The sequence below is a fragment of the Enorma burkinafasonensis genome, assembly GCF_902150035.1.
Taxonomy (GTDB): Bacteria; Actinomycetota; Coriobacteriia; order Coriobacteriales; family Coriobacteriaceae; genus Enorma; species Enorma burkinafasonensis.
This window is the reverse complement of sequence record NZ_LR597508.1, coordinates 58,463-72,613: the sequence shown is the minus strand read 5'-3', so window position 1 is coordinate 72,613 and position 14,151 is coordinate 58,463. Positions and strand designations below refer to the sequence as shown.

Genomic DNA, 14,151 nt, shown 5'->3' with positions numbered 1-14,151 from the left:
TCTACAGCACCGCGACCAAGAGCGGGATCGTCGCGATCGACCCCACCACCGAGAGGAACGTCGCCTGGATCATGGGCTTCATGTCGACGCCGTACTGCAGGCAGTAGAGCGTCCCGTTGGTCGCCACCGGCATGCCGACGCCGATGACCACGACCGCCGCGACCGTCGCGTCGACGCCGGCGGCACCGAGTGCCGCGGCCGCGAGCAGCGGGACGACGAGCAGGCGGCAGGCGGCGGCGATGTAGGCGCGCGGGCTGCCGAACATGGCGCCGAGGTCGTAGCGCGCAAGCGATGAGCCGATAATGAGCAGGGCGGCAGGTGTCGTGAGCTGGCCCACGATATCGAGCGCCCCGCCCACGATGCCCAAATCGTTCACGCCGGCGAGCACGAGCGCGAGCGTGAGGAGGCTCGCGACGAGCGTCGGCGACTTGAGGCTTCCCGCGCACGACCTGAGGTAGCGCCTCCATCCCCCGCGCGCGCTGAAGAGCGACACCCCCACCGAGAACATGAGCAGGTTCGCCGGGATGCTCACGATCGCGAGCAGGAGGACCGCCTTGCCGCCAAGCACGGCCGACACCACGGGAAACCCCATGAAGCTGCAGTTGCCGAACGCGATCATATAGCGATAGGCGCCGGCCGCATCGGCGGGCGCCCGCATGGCCGCCGTCGCCGCGAAGCCCACGGCGAGCGCGAGCGCGTTGGCAAACGCCGAGGCGGCGAGCACGACCACGATGGTCCCCGCACCGGGAAGCTCGTCCACCGTGCCGATGGACGCGACGATAAGACAGGGCAGCGCGACCTCGAGGACGATGCGCGAGAGGTTGTGGTCGACCTCGTCGTTCATGATGCCCGCCTTGTGCACCGCGTAGCCGAGCGCGATGGGAAGCGAGAGCATCACCATCTGCGAAGCGATGTAGAGCACGTCCATCGGACGGTGCGCCTCCTTAGGGGAACCCGCGCCGAACCCGGGCGGCATGCCCGGGCGCGCGGGTCGCGGCAGAATCGATGCCCGAGCGGCACCGTACCGGACGGTGCCGCTCGGGTGCCTTTCGCTACATCACGAGCATGAGCACCGTGAGCACGGCGGCGGTCACCAGCGTGAGCGCCACGAAGAACTTGAGCGTGAGCTTGAGGAACGAGGTGTAGCTCGTGTGCGCGAGCTCCAGACCGGACACGATGACGCCGTTGGTGGGCGTGATCATGGCCACCACGCCGTGCGCGGCGACGTAGATCATGATCATGATGTCGGCCGAGAAGCCCAGGTTGTCGGCGAGCGGGCCCATGATGGGCATGGAGACCGTCGCCATACCGGAGCTGGACGGGATGAGGAAGGACAGCACGAAGTAGAGCGCGTAGCTCGCCGGGGCGAAGACCACCGCGGAGACGCCGCGCAGCGCGTCGGCGGCGGCGTTCAGCACGAAGACGTCGAGGCCGGTCTCGGACATGAGGACCGAGATGGCGCGCGCGACGGCGATGACGAGCGCCGTAGAGATCATGGTGGAGCAGCCGTCGATGAAGGTGTTCACGATCTCCTTCTCGGAGAGGCCGCCCACGAGACCGATCACGATCGAGATGACGAAGAACCAGATGCCGCACTCGGTGAAGTACCACTGGCCGAGCGGCAGGCCGGTCAGGATGGCGCTCCAGGCGGTGGAGGGGTCCTCTGCCGTGCCGCCGATGGCGAAGAAGGTGATGCCGAAGCTCTCCCAGGGGATGAACGACACGATCATGACGAGGAAGGAGAGGGCGAAGAGCACGAGCACGAGCTTCTGCTTGCCGGTGAGGACGGCGTTCTTGAGGTTCGCCGCCTGGTCGTCCTCGAGCATCTTGGTCTCATCCGCGTACGCGGCGTCCATGCGGGCGAGCTCCTCGGGCGTCATGGCGGAGGCGGCGCGGTCGGCCTTGACGCGCTTGGCGTAGCGCATCACGAAGACGATGCCCATGGCCTCGGAGATGATGAACAGCAAGAAGCCGACACCGATGAGCGTGCCCTGGTTGACGGAGATCCCCATATCGGTGAGCGCCGACGAGGCAATCGCGATCGAGAAGGGGTTCACCGTGGAGCCGAGGGTGCCCAGACCGGCGCCCATCAGCACGATGAGGGCGCCCACCATGGAGTCGAAGCCCATGGCGAAGGTCACCGAGGCGAGCAGGATGTAGAAGGGAATGGTCTCCTCCATCATGCCGTAGGTCGACCCGCAGATGCCGAAGGCGATCATGAGGACGGGGATGAGCAGCGTGTCGCGGTCACCGAGGGCGCGCACGAGCGTGGCGATGCCGGTGTCGAGCGCGCCGGTCTTGTTGACCATCGCCAGAAAACCGCCCAGCACGATCACGAACAGGCAGACGTCGATGGCGTTCTTGAAGCCGCCGAACGGTGCCTGCATGACCTGGGCCAGGGTGGCCCCGGTCACATCGGGGGTGAACGCCGAGACGATCCACGTGCAGACCGCCACGAAGATCAGGCACCCCAGAAGGATGGTGAACGAGGTCGGCATGCCCCGCTTCTTCTTTTGCTTGGTAGCCTCTGCCATAGATTCCTCCTCTTTAGAGACAGATGTACCTACACGGTGCGCGCGGGCGCACCGCCTTGACCTGAGGATGGAGGCGACCCTATGGGGCCCTCCTATGACGGGACGGGGAGCGGGCGGAGGCCGTCAGCCACCACGCGCGGCACCTCCGCCGCGACCGCCCCTAATGGATGGTGCCGCTGGGGGATCCGGGGCTAGCCGGCGCGGCGCGCGAGGAACTCGAGGGCGCTATTCGCGAGGAGCGCGCTGCCCTTCCAGAACACGGACTCGTCGAAGTCCACGTTGGGATGGTGCATGCCGCAGCCCTCGTGGCCGGGCAGCGTGCCCGTACCCAGGATGAAGTAGGTCGTCGGCGCGACCTGCGAGAGGATGGCGAGGTCATCGGTGCCGGAGAACGGGGCCTCGAGCTCGCGCACCGGCTCGTCGAAGAGCTCGTCGGCGTACCCCACGAGCTCCGAGGTGAGCTCGGGGTCGTTGTAGGTGTTGGGGACGCCGCGCAGGAAGGCGACCTCCGCCTCGCCGCCGAAGGCCTCGGCGATACCGCGCACCATGCGGTCGGCATGCTCCTTGAAGCCATCGCGCACGGCGGCGTCCTGCGTGCGCAGGGTGCCGAGCATGTGCGCGTCCTCGGGGATGACGTTGGCGGCGCGCCCGCTCTCGATCTTGCCGAACGTGGCCACGCAGGTCTGGGTGGGGTCGACCTCGCGCGAGATCAGGTTCTGGAAGCCCTGATAGATATGGCAGGCGATGTTGATGGGGTCGATGCCCTGGTTGGGCGTCGAGCCGTGGGCGCCGCGGCCCTTGATCTTGACCTCGATGTCGTCGATCGACGAGAAGATGGTGCCCGGGCGCGTGTAGATCGCGCCGGCGTCGAACTCGAGCGCCTGGACGTGCAGGGCGGTCACGGCGTCGACGTGCGGGTTCTCGAGCACGCCGGCCTCGAGCACGGCGTCGCCGCCGCAGTACTCGACCGGGGCGCAGCCCTCCTCGTCGGGTTGGAAGAGCAGCTTCACGCAGCCCTTGAGCTCGGCCTCGTGGGCCTTGAGCACCTGGGCGGCACCCAGGAGCATGGCGGTGTGCGTATCGTGGCCGCACGCGTGCATGTTGCCGTTGGTGGAGGCGAAGGGCAGGCCGGTGATTTCGTCGACCGGCAGGGCGTCCATGTCGGCACGGAGCATCACGCAGGGGCCGGCGGCCGGGTCGCCGATCTGGGTGAGCAGGGCGCCCTCGCAGGGCACCGTCACCTCGTAGCCCATCTCCTCGAGCCGTCCGCGCACGTAGGCGCACGTCTCGATGAGGTCGAACCCGAGCTCCGGGTGCTGGTGCAGCCACCTGCGGTCGGCGACGATCCGCTCCTGGAGCGAGCGCGCCTCTTCCACTACCTGCTTCATACCGACTCCTATCGTCGATCCGCCTGCTTGACGTGGCGGGTTTCACCATGAAACGATAGTATGCGCATTGCCCGCCTGCGGGGGCGGCGCGGAAGAAGTGCCTCGATTTCACCCGCCGCATGCGAGGGCGAACGGTCGGGCACAGCCTGCGAACGGTTCTCACCCCGTTGGGGTGATAGGAGGGGTTAGATGGAGAACGAGCAGGTAAAGCGTATAGTACCTTGGTCCTCTGCCGTCATGCAGATCGCACTCGTCTCGCTCATCATGCTCATGCACAACAGCGTGATGCTTCCCGTCGCGCCCACCTCGGACGTCAACATAAGCGTCTTCATCTCAGGGCTCATCTATGTCCCCGTCGCCATCATCGCCCACCGGCGGCCGCGCCTGCTCTCGCTCGCCGCCTGCTCGGCCGCCGCGCTCTTCTGCGGCGTGCTCGGCACGCTTCTTTGGGACATCGTGCTCGCGCGCCCCTTCGACGGCGCGCTCTTCCTTATCGCGGACACGCTCTTCAACGTCGGGCGCGCCTGGGGGACGCTCCTCGCGGCGCTCGCGCTCTCGCGCATCCCCGCCAGCGCGCGCTCCATGATCGCCGCGCTTGCCGGCATCGCCGTCTCCTATGCCCTGTGGCCGCTTCTCGAGACGGCGGCCGCAGCGGCGCCTGTCGTCTTCGGGATCCTCTTCATGAGCCTGCTCATCGGTGTGGGCAGCCTTGAGCAGCGTGACCTCTTCGCGCTCATCCGCAGCTCCGAGAGCCCACGCGAGCTCGCCACGACCAACCCCTACTCCTTCGTGCCTATCGCGAGCAAGCTCTTCGTCTGCATCGCCCTCTTCGAGACGACGTTCGGCTACGCCACATCGGTGCGCTTCGGATCCATCGCGAGCTGGCAGTACGCACTCGTCGCCGTCATCTTCGGTACGCTGCTCGTCCTGTGGAGCCGGGCGCGGCGCTACGTGCTCGACGAGGATGCGGCGTTTCGCCTGAGCACGCTCGTGGTGGTCACGGGGTTCCTCCTCACGCCGGCGACCTCGATCTCGCAGGACGTCACGTCGACCGTCATCGAGTGCGGGTCCCAGTGCTTCTACGCGCTCATGTTCTCGATCCTCGCCAGCATCGCCGCCCGCAACCCCGCGGGCGCGCTCGCCACCATCCCCCTCGGCTTCGCGGTGTCCTCATGCTGCTCGGTGGTCGGGTTCGAGATCGCCCAGCTGGGAATAGGCCTGCAGGAAGGCGGCGCCTCCGACGCGCTGCTCATCATGAGCGCCGCCGCGGTGCTCGTGCTCGTCAGCTTCGTGTGGATCGGCCTCGGGGACTTCAGGTTCGTCAAGTTCTTCAGCGAGATCGTCCCCGCCGAGGCACCCGCGCGCCATGATGGCCGCGCAGATGAGGCCGTCGACCTCGACGCCCTCCTCGACGGCCTCGCCGAGAGCCACGGTCTCACCACCCGCGAGCGCGAGATCGCGGGGCTGCTTGCACGCGGGCACAGCGGCCGCGCCATCGAGGAGCGGCTCGTCATCTCGAACAACACCGTGAAGACGCACACGCGCCACATCTACAAGAAGCTCGACGTGCACAGCCAGCAGGAGCTCATCGATCTCGTGGAGCGCCTGGCGCGGAGCCGATAGCCCCGGTTAGCGCCTGCTTGCACCCACGAAGGCTTCCAAGATCGTCAACCAGATGCCCAAGTCCGTACATCTTCTCACGATTGTGCTGAATTGCACTATTACAGTGCATTTTAGTCGGTATAATGCACTGTAATAGTGCATTATTGATTGGAACAGAGATGGAGCGCCTCTTCGAATTCATGCAGCGTCAGCTCGATAACGTTGAGTTGGGATATCGCCGCTATATCTACGACACAATCGCATGGGACAACCATATGCTCGGCCTTGTGGGACCTCGTGGCGTTGGCAAGACAACGCTCTTCCTCCAGCGCATTCGCTCATCCCATTCCCTCGACGATACCCTGTACGTGTCAGCAGACCATATGTATTTCTCCGACCATACGCTCTTTGATACAGCCGACGCTTTCGTGAAAAACGGCGGCAGCTTCCTATTCATCGACGAGGTACATAAGTACCCCAACTGGTCGCGCGAGCTCAAGATGATGTATGACGCTCTGCCCAACCTGCATGTTTATTTCACCGGATCATCGGTGCTTGATATCGAGAAAGGCGAGGCAGACCTCAGCCGTCGAGCACCGAAATACGTGATGCAGGGTCTCTCGTTTCGAGAGTACCTCGCTATCCGCCACGGCATTGAAATAAAGCCTCAGACGCTCGAGGAAATCCTTACCCATCAGATACGCGTCTCGGGCATCGAACATCCCCTCCCCCTGTTCCGAGACTATCTGCGCCGTGGATATTATCCCTTCGGCGCAGACGAGGACTTCTCGATCGAGCTAAACCAGGTCATCACGCGCACGCTAGAGGTGGACATCCCCCAATATGCAGGCATGACCACCGCTACAGGTAGAAAGCTCAAGCGACTGATGGCAACAGTAAGCACTCTCGCCCCATTCAAACCCAATATGGCGCAGCTGGGTAGCAAACTCGGCATCAGTCGGAACAACGTTGAAGACTATCTGTTGTATCTTGAGAAAGCGGGAATGATCGCACAGCCGAAAACGGGCGCGCACTGTCTTGGCGCCCTCGGGAAGCCCGACAAAGTCTACCTCGATAATACCAATATCCTGTATTGCCTGAGCGACGGTTCGGAGGACATCGGAAACGTCCGCGAGACGTTTTTCTTCAACCAGACCCGCGTCAAAAACTTGGTCACCACCTCGTCCCTTGCAGACTTCCTGATTGACGGCATGACTTTTGAAGTCGGCGGAAGGAGCAAAGGCCAACGTCAAATTCGCGACGCCGAAAAGGGCTACGTGGTCAAAGACGATATCGAATACGGCTACGGCAACGTCATTCCGCTTTGGATGTTCGGGATGACATATTGATACCACCGCGTCCATAGGTCGCATAGGTCTCAGAAGTAGAACAGGTCTTCGAACTTCTTGTCCAGGGCAATGCAGATAACGAGCGCGAGTTTGGCGGTCGGGCTGAACTGCCCCGTCTCGATGGAGCTGATCGTGTTGCGGGACACGCCCACCAGCGCGGCGAGCTGCGCCTGCGAGAGGCCCCGCGCGGAGCGCGCCTCCCGCAAGCGGTTCTTGAGGACGAGCGACTCTCTCATGGACGTCAGCCCTCGATCGCGTAGAACCACAGCCATCCAAGGGAGATAGCCGCGCACAGGACCGCCACCGCGAGCGCCCCTTTGGCCCTGGTGGTGCCCCACTTGTAGGCGTTTGCCGCGGCAAGGTAGGCGAACCCTATCGCGAGCAGGTCATAGGGGTCCTCGCCCCGTAGGAAGAAGCGGATGAGGAAGACCGCGATGAGGATGGAGGCCATGCCGATGGCGCCCCATACGCTCGCTTGATCCGCGATACGGCAGTCGCGCTCGTCTTGGAAGCGGTTGTCCCTACGGCTTTGGGCGAGGATCTCTTCCCTATCCATGCCGTCTCCTCCCTATGCCAAGTTTTGTTGTCACCACTCATGATAGACATGCAAAGTTTTCTTGGCAACCTCGCCATATGAAAGGACCTGAAACGCAAACGGGCCAGAGCGGACACCCACTCTGGCCTGTTCAGATACGATGGTCGGGTTGACTGGATTTGAACCAGCGACCCCCGCGTCCCGAACGCGGTGCTCTACCAAACTGAGCCACAACCCGAAGCGAAAGCTATAGTAGCAGAACACGGACGCAGATGCTAGCACTCCGTGACGGTCGGTCCCGACTTCTCCATCGTTGCTGCGCAAGCCCACCAGCCGTGCGTGCGGGCGGCGGCCGCGATGGAGCGCGCGTCCGCGGCGGCGGCGCAGATCGCGAACGAGCACGAGCCGGACCCGGTCACCTGGGCGGCGCGCACGCCGGGTTGCATGCGGAGCCACGAGACGACGTCCTCGATCGCCGGCTCGGCGGCGCAGGCGGCGGGGGCGAGGTTGTTCGCGATGAGCGCGGGGACCGCGTCGGCGTCTCCCGCGCGCAGAACCTCGAGCAGCTCCTCAAGCGGCGGGACGGGAACAGGATCCGCGTCGAAGCGGGCATAGGCCTCGGCCGCCGTGACGCCCGCGCCCGCGGGCTGGACGAGCACGACGGGCAGCCCCGCGAGCGGCTCCATGAGCTCGGCGAGCTCGTCGCCGGCGCCCGCGCAGTACGCGAGGGGCCCGTGCAGGAAGAACGGGACGTCCGCGCCGAGCGAGCGGGCGATCTCGAGCACCTGGGCGTCGGTCCGCTCGATGCCCCACAGGCGGCAGAGTCCCACGAGCGCCGCCGCGGCGTCCGCGGAAGGACCGCCCAGACCGGCGCGCAGCGGGATGCGCTTCTTGACCGTGATGCGGAAGGACGGCTCGCGCCCGAACGCGTCGCCGAGCATACGCGCGGCGCGGTACACGGAGTTCTTCTCCTGCGGCAGGTCGATCGCGGGAACGAGCTCGACGGAGAGCCCGTCGGCAGGATCGAACGTGAGGGTGTCCACCAAATCGAGGGCCGCCATCACCGAGTCGACGCGATGGTAGCCGCGCTCGTCCTTGAGGGTGTGGACACCCAGGTAGAGGTTGATCTTGGCGGGAGCCGAGACCGCGATGCCCCTAGTGCTCATCGAGCTGGTTGCCGAGCGGCGTGAAGATGTGCTCGCCGGTCTCGGGGTCGAACAGCTCGACCGTGCCGGTGAGCACGTCGACGTACTGGTAGCTCTGGCGGGAGGTGCGGCCGCGGCGCTCGGTGACCTCCACGATGAAGACGGCGGGATGGACGGTCTTGATGGTACCCATGCGTTCAACCACGCGCGTGCGGCCCATATTGGCCTTGACCTTAACCCGATCGCCGACCATCTGGGTCAGCTTCTCGTGGATCTCCTCGACGTGGTTGACTGCGAGCTCTTCCATCTATAAGACCTCCTGCAGGCGTGACGCGATCAAGGGGCATAGTACCCCCACGGTAGACAAAACAGATGAATTGTAGCAGGAATCTCTCCGCGGCGCCAGCCCCGGCCAGCGTGCGGCAGCAGGCAGGCGGCCGGCGACAGCCTACAGCTCGTCGGTGTCGAGCACGATGGTGAACGGGCCGTCGTTCACGAGCTCGACCTTCATGTCGGCCGCGAAGGTCCCCGTCGCCACGTGCGTCACGTCCTGCCGCGCCAGCTCCACGAAGCGCTCGTAGAGCTCCTTCGCGTGGGCCGGGTCGCCCGCCGCCGTGAACGAGGGACGCCGGCCGCGCCGGCAGTCGGCATAGAGCGTGAACTGCGAGACCACGAGCACGTCGCCGTCCACGTCGGCGAGCGAGCGGTTGGTCTTACCGTCCTCGTCCTCCATGAGGCGCAGCGCGAAGACCTTCTTCCAGAGGCGCTCGGCCTCCGCGGCCGTGTCGGCGGCGCCAACGCCCAAGAGGATGAGGTAGCCTTGCCCGATGCTGCCCGTCACCGCGCCGTCGATCGTCACGCTCGCGCGGGTCACGCGCTGGACCACCGCCCTCATGCGCGCTCGCCCCGTTCGGCGAGCTTGGCGCAGAGGTCCTGCAGCGCATGGAACCGGTGGCTGATGGCGTTCTTCTCGTCCGGTTCGAGCTCGGCCATGGTCCTGCCCGGCGTGTCGGCGGGCAGGAACAACGGGTCGTAGCCGAACCCGTGCTCGCCGCGGCCCACCGTGCCGACCGTCCCCTCGCAGGTCCCCTCGCCCATCGTCACCGCTCCGTCGGGCTCGATGAAGGCGATGGAGCTCACGAACCGCGCCGTGCGGGCGGGGGCGGCGACGCCCTCGAGGGCGGCGAGCAGCTTGGCGTTGTTCGCCTCGTCGTCGCCGTGGACGCCCGCGTAGCGCGCCGAGTACACGCCCGGCGCCCCGTCGAGCGCGTCGACCATGAGGCCCGAGTCGTCCGCCACCGCGGCGAGCCCGGTCGCATCGACGGCGGCCCGCGCCTTGATGACGGCGTTCTCGGCGAACGTCGTCCCGGTCTCCTCGGGGTCCTCGAAGTCCCCGAGCTGCCCCAGGGCGACGAACCTCATGCCCGGGAGCGCCGCCGAGAGCATCGTCTCGATCTCCACGAGCTTGTGGGCGTTGCCGGTCGCGACCACGACGGTGCGCGCCGGGTCGAGTTCCGCCGAATCGATCCTATCGAGCGCCATGGGGGCCTCCTTTAGTCGTCGTCACGGAACGCCGTGACCTCGTTCTGGAGCTCGATCAGCTTGGCTATGCCCTTGTCGCCCAAATCGAGCAGGCGGGCCAGCCGCGCGCGGTCGAACGGCATGCGCTCGCCGGTGCCCTGGATCTCGACGATCTCGGCGGTGTCGGTCGCCACGAGGTTCATGTCCACCTCGGCGCGCGAGTCCTCGCGATAGTCGAGGTCGAGCAGCTCGCACCCGTCGACCACGCCCATGGACACGGCCGCCACCTGGCCGGTGAGCGGCAGGCGCGCGATCTTGCCCGCTTCGACCCAGGCCATGAGCGCGTCGTGGAGGGCAACCCAGGCGCCCGTCACGGATGCCGTGCGCGTGCCGCCGTCGGCCTGGAGCACGTCGCAGTCGACGGTGACCGTGTACTCGCCGAGCATGCGCATGTTGGTCACGGTGCGGAGGCTCCGGCCGATGAGGCGCTCGATCTCCATCGAGCGGCCCTTGCGGTTGCCGCGCTCGCGGGCGGTGCGGCGGCCCGTCGAGGCGGGGAGCATGGCGTACTCGGCCGTCACCCAACCGGCGCGGCTCGCCTTGCGCCACCCGGGGACGCCCTCCTCGATGGTCGCGGCGCACAGCACGCGCGTGTCGCCGAACTCGACCAGGCAGGAGCCCAGCGCGTGCTTGAGCACGTCGCGTGTGAGCGCCACGGGGCGCATCTCGTCTAGGGCGCGGCCGCCGGCGCGGTCGATCTCGATGTAGTCCATGGGAATCCCCTTTCACGGTGTTGACAGCGGCGGCACGGGACCGCCGCAGGCGGCGTGCCTCGAGGCGCGCCGATCGGCCTAGCGGTACACGTGCTCGAGCTCGGCGTTGCTCACGTGCTCGATGCTCTTGAGCGGCTGGCCGAAGATGAAGCTGCCCGCGGCGGCGAACTCGGCGATGTTGTCGGACGTCGTCGCGAAGCGGTGCAGCGGCCGGTTGCCCTCGCCGGCGAGCTGGTCGCGGCGACGCAGGATGTCGGTGAGCTCGCGCGTGGTCTCCTCGGCCGACGAGACCACGCGCACGCCCTCGCCGAGCGCCGCCCTGATGGGGCCGGCGAGCAGCGGGAAGTGCGTGCAGCCCAAGACCACCGTGTCGACCTCGCTCTCGGTGATGGGCTCGAGCGTGCGAGCCACCTCGGCGCGGATCTCGGGCGTGTCGAAGATGTCGCCGTTCTCGAGCCAGCGCTCCTGCAGGTGCGCCCCGGTCGCGAGCTCGCGCTCGACGATCTCGACGAAGCTCGGCGCGGGGCAGCCGTACACGTCGACGCCGGCATCCAGATCCTGGATGGCGCGCGTGTAGGCGCCCGACCTCACGGTGAGCTCAGTGGCGAGCACGCCGACCTTGCGCGTGCGCGTGGTGTTGATGGCCGCGCGCGCTCCCGGCGCGATCACGCCGATGACCGGCACCGCGAGCGTCTGCTGCGCGATGCGCAGCGCCGCGGCCGTGGCCGTGTTGCACGCGATGACGATGATCTTGACGTCGTGCTGCTCGAGCCAGCGCGCCGCCTGCATGGCGAAGGTGCGCACCTCGTGCTCGGCGCGCGGGCCGTACGGACAGCGCTTGGTGTCGCCCGCGTAGTAGATTGACTCATGCGGCAGCGCCATCGCGATCGAGCGCGCCACGGTGAGCCCGCCCAGACCGGAATCGAAGACGCCGATAGGGCGCGTGTCGCCCGCCGGCGCCGTGACCCGCTCCCCCGCCACGTCGGCGGGAGAAGTCGTATGAAGCGGCATGTCAGCCTCCTTCGCGCTCCTCGGCCGACCCTAGCCCTGTGCCTCGACCAGCGTGCGCATCGCGCGCACCCAGCCGTCGACGATGCGCCCGCGCACGACCCGCGCGTCGGGATGGCTCGCCAGGAACCCCTCGACGTCGCTGTTGCCGAGCGCGTTCTCTACCAGCAGGAACATGCCCGTGTAGTCCGCCATGAGGTAGTCCGAGGTCGCGTCGCCGATCGCGAGGGTCTCGGCCGGGTCGATACCCCGAAGCTCGCAGAACCGCTTGATGGCGCGGCCCTTGTTGAGGCCCTTGGGCATGATGTTGAAGGCACGGCCGGGCACGCCCTCGGGAAGCCTCAGCGTCGTGGGCGCCGAGATGTAGTTCAGGTAGCCGTTGTCCGCCCAGTCGAGGGCCACGCCGCAGGCGTCGAGCAGGGCGCGCGCCTCCTCGTCGGGGATCTCGCCGCGCAGGCCGACGGTCACCTCGCGGTACTTGTAGCCCGTCGACATGTCGTTGTGGTACTCGAGAAGCCCCGGCCAGCGGCCCGAGAACTCGTCGCACACGCCGGTGCGCTCGATCACCTCGTGGGGCGTGAGCCCTGAGGCGGGGTCAAAGGCCATATCGGCGGTGTAGTACTCCCAGTCGTTCTTGGAGCGGTCGAGCATGAGGATGCCGCCCATCTCGCCGATATAGGAGTTGAGGCCCAGAAGGCGCGTGTCCTCGTGCAGCATCGAGCGGTTGCGCCCCGAGCAGGGGATCACCTCGATGCCGAGGCGCTTGAGGTCGAGCAGCGCCGAGACGAAGGACAGGCTGTGCTCGCCCGCCGCGTTCGACAGCACGCAGGAGCCCGGGCCGTACATCGTGCCGTCCAGGTCGCTGAAGACGTAGCGCACGTTCGCCAGGCGCTCGCGCAGCTCACCGGTCGCCACCTCCGGCAGAAAGGCGATATTCTCAGGCATGTATCCTCCGCTGGGAACCCGCGGGGCGGCCGCTTCCGCCCCATCGCCCCTATCATACCGAGCGAAGCCGCCTGCGGACACGCTCGCGCGCGAAGCGCCACCGCATTTCCGTAGGGAGCGCCCGCGCAAGCCCGCGGCAGGGCGACTTAGGCTATACTCTGTACGCACGGGCGATTGGCGCAACGGTTAGCGCAGGTGCTTTACACGCACAAGGCTGGGGGTTCGAATCCCTCATCGCCCACCAGAGCGAGCACGCAGGCGCCCGGTGCCGGTCACCCCGGCTTCCGGGCGTCTGTCGTTTACCGCGCGGGAGGCCCGAGAGCCCGCGCTCCCCCCGCTCCGCCTGCAGGCCACTCGCCGGTGGCGAGCGCGCGGTATGAACGGGGGCCGTTTGTGGTAGAAGAAGCGAATGGAAACGGATATCGCGCCGCGCGCGGCATGCGATGAGGAGGCACCCATGCACACCAAAGCCGAGCATACCGGGAAGTGCGCCCTCGTCCTCGAAGGCGGGAGCTTCCGCAGCCAGTTCACCGCCGGCGTCATCGACGTGATGCTCGAGCGCGGCATCGAGGTGCCCGCCTGCTACGGTGTCTCGGCCGGCGCCCTCATCGGCCTGAACTACAAGTCCCGCCAGATCGGCCGCGCCAACCGCGTGAACCTCGCCTTCTGCAACGACCGGCGCTACATCGGCGCCAAGTCGCTCACCGCCACGGGCAGCCTCATCGGCTACGACTTCATGCTGAACGACGTGCAGGACCGCCTCGACCCCTTCGATAACGAGACCTTCCTCGCCAACCCGATGCGCCTTTACGCGACGGCGACCGACATCCTCTTCGGCACCGCCGCCTACCTCGAGGTGAGAAACGCCGTGCTGGACATCGATATCGTGCGGGCGACCACCTCGCTGCCCCTCATGACGCAGTCGGTCGAGCTCGACGGCCACCTCTACCTCGACGGCGGTGTGGCCGACTCCGTGCCCGTCGAGCACGTGCTCGAGGACGAGGGCTACTCCCGCGCCATCGTCGTGCTCACGCAGCACCGCTCCTACGTGAAGGCGCCCTACGACCTCATGGCGCCGGCACGCGCGCGCTATGCGGAGTTCCCCTACCTGCTCGAGGCGCTCGAGACGCGCCATGAGCGCTATAACGAGCAGCGCGAGCGCATCTGGGCGTATGAGGACGCCGGTCGCGCGCTCGTCATCGCCCCGCCGCGCCCCGTCGAGGTGGGCCACGTGGAGCGCGACCCCGCCAAGCTGCTCGACCTCTACATCCAGGGGCGCCAGGAGGCAGCGCGGCTCATCGAGCGGATCCGGGCGTTCGCGGCGTAGTTTGTTACAAATACGTTATCGCTC

At 66.8% G+C, this 14,151-nt stretch carries 15 protein-coding genes and 2 tRNA genes; 4 read left to right on the top strand and 13 right to left on the bottom strand.

Translation table 11 applies throughout. The features are described 5' to 3' along the window. Nucleotide 1: 1 nt before the first annotated feature. From FS885_RS06210 to FS885_RS06200, 3 genes are all read right to left on the bottom strand, one after another. On the bottom strand, nt 2–928 hold the full coding sequence (locus FS885_RS06210; RefSeq protein ID WP_144744206.1) for an AEC family transporter: 927 nt from the start codon (nt 926–928) through the stop codon (nt 2–4). A 124-nt stretch (nt 929–1,052) separates the two neighbouring features. Continuing rightward, a complete protein-coding gene (locus FS885_RS06205; protein WP_144744205.1) occupies nt 1,053–2,534 on the bottom strand; it encodes a YfcC family protein in 1,482 nt (493 codons plus the stop codon). Nucleotides 2,535–2,725: 191 nt separating this feature from the next. After that, nucleotides 2,726–3,922: a M20 metallopeptidase family protein gene (locus FS885_RS06200; RefSeq protein ID WP_144744204.1), complete on the bottom strand. Its 1,197-nt coding sequence runs from the start codon at nt 3,920–3,922 to the stop codon at nt 2,726–2,728. Between the two features lie 189 nt (nt 3,923–4,111). Here FS885_RS06200 and FS885_RS06195 point away from each other — a divergent pair, with 189 nt between their 5' ends. Both FS885_RS06195 and FS885_RS06190 read left to right on the top strand, forming a co-directional pair. Beyond that, nucleotides 4,112–5,545: a helix-turn-helix transcriptional regulator gene (locus tag FS885_RS06195; protein WP_144744203.1), complete on the top strand. Its 1,434-nt coding sequence runs from the start codon at nt 4,112–4,114 to the stop codon at nt 5,543–5,545. 158 nt (nt 5,546–5,703) lie between these two features. Next, nucleotides 5,704–6,873 carry an ATP-binding protein gene (locus tag FS885_RS06190; protein ID WP_144744202.1) on the top strand — a complete coding sequence of 390 codons (1,170 nt, stop codon included), beginning with the start codon at nt 5,704–5,706 and terminating at the stop codon, nt 6,871–6,873. 29 nt (nt 6,874–6,902) lie between these two features. Here the strand turns inward: FS885_RS06190 and FS885_RS06185 are convergent, their stop codons facing one another. The 10 genes from FS885_RS06185 to FS885_RS06140 all read right to left on the bottom strand — a co-directional run bounded on the left by FS885_RS06185 (nt 6,903) and on the right by FS885_RS06140 (nt 12,800). Next, on the bottom strand, nt 6,903–7,109 hold the full coding sequence (locus tag FS885_RS06185; RefSeq protein ID WP_144744201.1) for a helix-turn-helix transcriptional regulator: 207 nt from the start codon (nt 7,107–7,109) through the stop codon (nt 6,903–6,905). A 5-nt stretch (nt 7,110–7,114) separates the two neighbouring features. Then, nucleotides 7,115–7,429, bottom strand: a complete 315-nt coding sequence (locus FS885_RS06180; RefSeq protein WP_144744200.1) for a DUF6442 family protein — start codon at nt 7,427–7,429, stop codon at nt 7,115–7,117. A gap of 140 nt (nt 7,430–7,569) precedes the next feature. Beyond that, nucleotides 7,570–7,646, bottom strand: a tRNA-Pro gene (locus FS885_RS06175). Between the two features lie 37 nt (nt 7,647–7,683). Next, a complete protein-coding gene (gene ispE, locus FS885_RS06170; RefSeq protein WP_144744199.1) occupies nt 7,684–8,574 on the bottom strand; it encodes a 4-(cytidine 5'-diphospho)-2-C-methyl-D-erythritol kinase in 891 nt (296 codons plus the stop codon). Then, the gene (locus FS885_RS06165; protein WP_144744198.1) at nt 8,564–8,860 is read right to left on the bottom strand and encodes a Veg family protein; all 297 of its coding nucleotides are present in this window, start codon (nt 8,858–8,860) and stop codon (nt 8,564–8,566) included. Before FS885_RS06165 ends, ispE begins: the two co-directional genes overlap by 11 nt. Before the next feature lie 141 nt (nt 8,861–9,001). Continuing rightward, nucleotides 9,002–9,448, bottom strand: a complete 447-nt coding sequence (dtd, locus tag FS885_RS06160; RefSeq protein ID WP_144744197.1) for a D-aminoacyl-tRNA deacylase — start codon at nt 9,446–9,448, stop codon at nt 9,002–9,004. After that, nucleotides 9,445–10,095, bottom strand: a complete 651-nt coding sequence (gene rdgB / locus FS885_RS06155) for an RdgB/HAM1 family non-canonical purine NTP pyrophosphatase (protein ID WP_144744196.1) — start codon at nt 10,093–10,095, stop codon at nt 9,445–9,447. The genes dtd and rdgB overlap by 4 nt, the downstream gene beginning before the upstream one ends. Before the next feature lie 11 nt (nt 10,096–10,106). Then, nucleotides 10,107–10,847: a ribonuclease PH gene (rph, locus tag FS885_RS06150; protein WP_144744195.1), complete on the bottom strand. Its 741-nt coding sequence runs from the start codon at nt 10,845–10,847 to the stop codon at nt 10,107–10,109. A gap of 78 nt (nt 10,848–10,925) precedes the next feature. Then, nucleotides 10,926–11,858: a glutamate racemase gene (murI, locus tag FS885_RS06145; RefSeq protein WP_144744194.1), complete on the bottom strand. Its 933-nt coding sequence runs from the start codon at nt 11,856–11,858 to the stop codon at nt 10,926–10,928. A 30-nt stretch (nt 11,859–11,888) separates the two neighbouring features. Next, nucleotides 11,889–12,800: an HAD hydrolase family protein gene (locus FS885_RS06140; protein WP_144744193.1), complete on the bottom strand. Its 912-nt coding sequence runs from the start codon at nt 12,798–12,800 to the stop codon at nt 11,889–11,891. Between the two features lie 168 nt (nt 12,801–12,968). On the opposite strand from FS885_RS06140, the gene FS885_RS06135 reads away from it, so the two are divergent. Together FS885_RS06135 and FS885_RS06130 are read left to right on the top strand one after the other, a co-directional pair. Beyond that, nucleotides 12,969–13,044: transfer RNA gene (locus tag FS885_RS06135), tRNA-Val, on the top strand. A gap of 213 nt (nt 13,045–13,257) precedes the next feature. Further along, the gene (locus FS885_RS06130) at nt 13,258–14,127 is read left to right on the top strand and encodes a patatin-like phospholipase family protein (protein WP_144744192.1); all 870 of its coding nucleotides are present in this window, start codon (nt 13,258–13,260) and stop codon (nt 14,125–14,127) included. Nucleotides 14,128–14,151 lie beyond the last annotated feature (24 nt).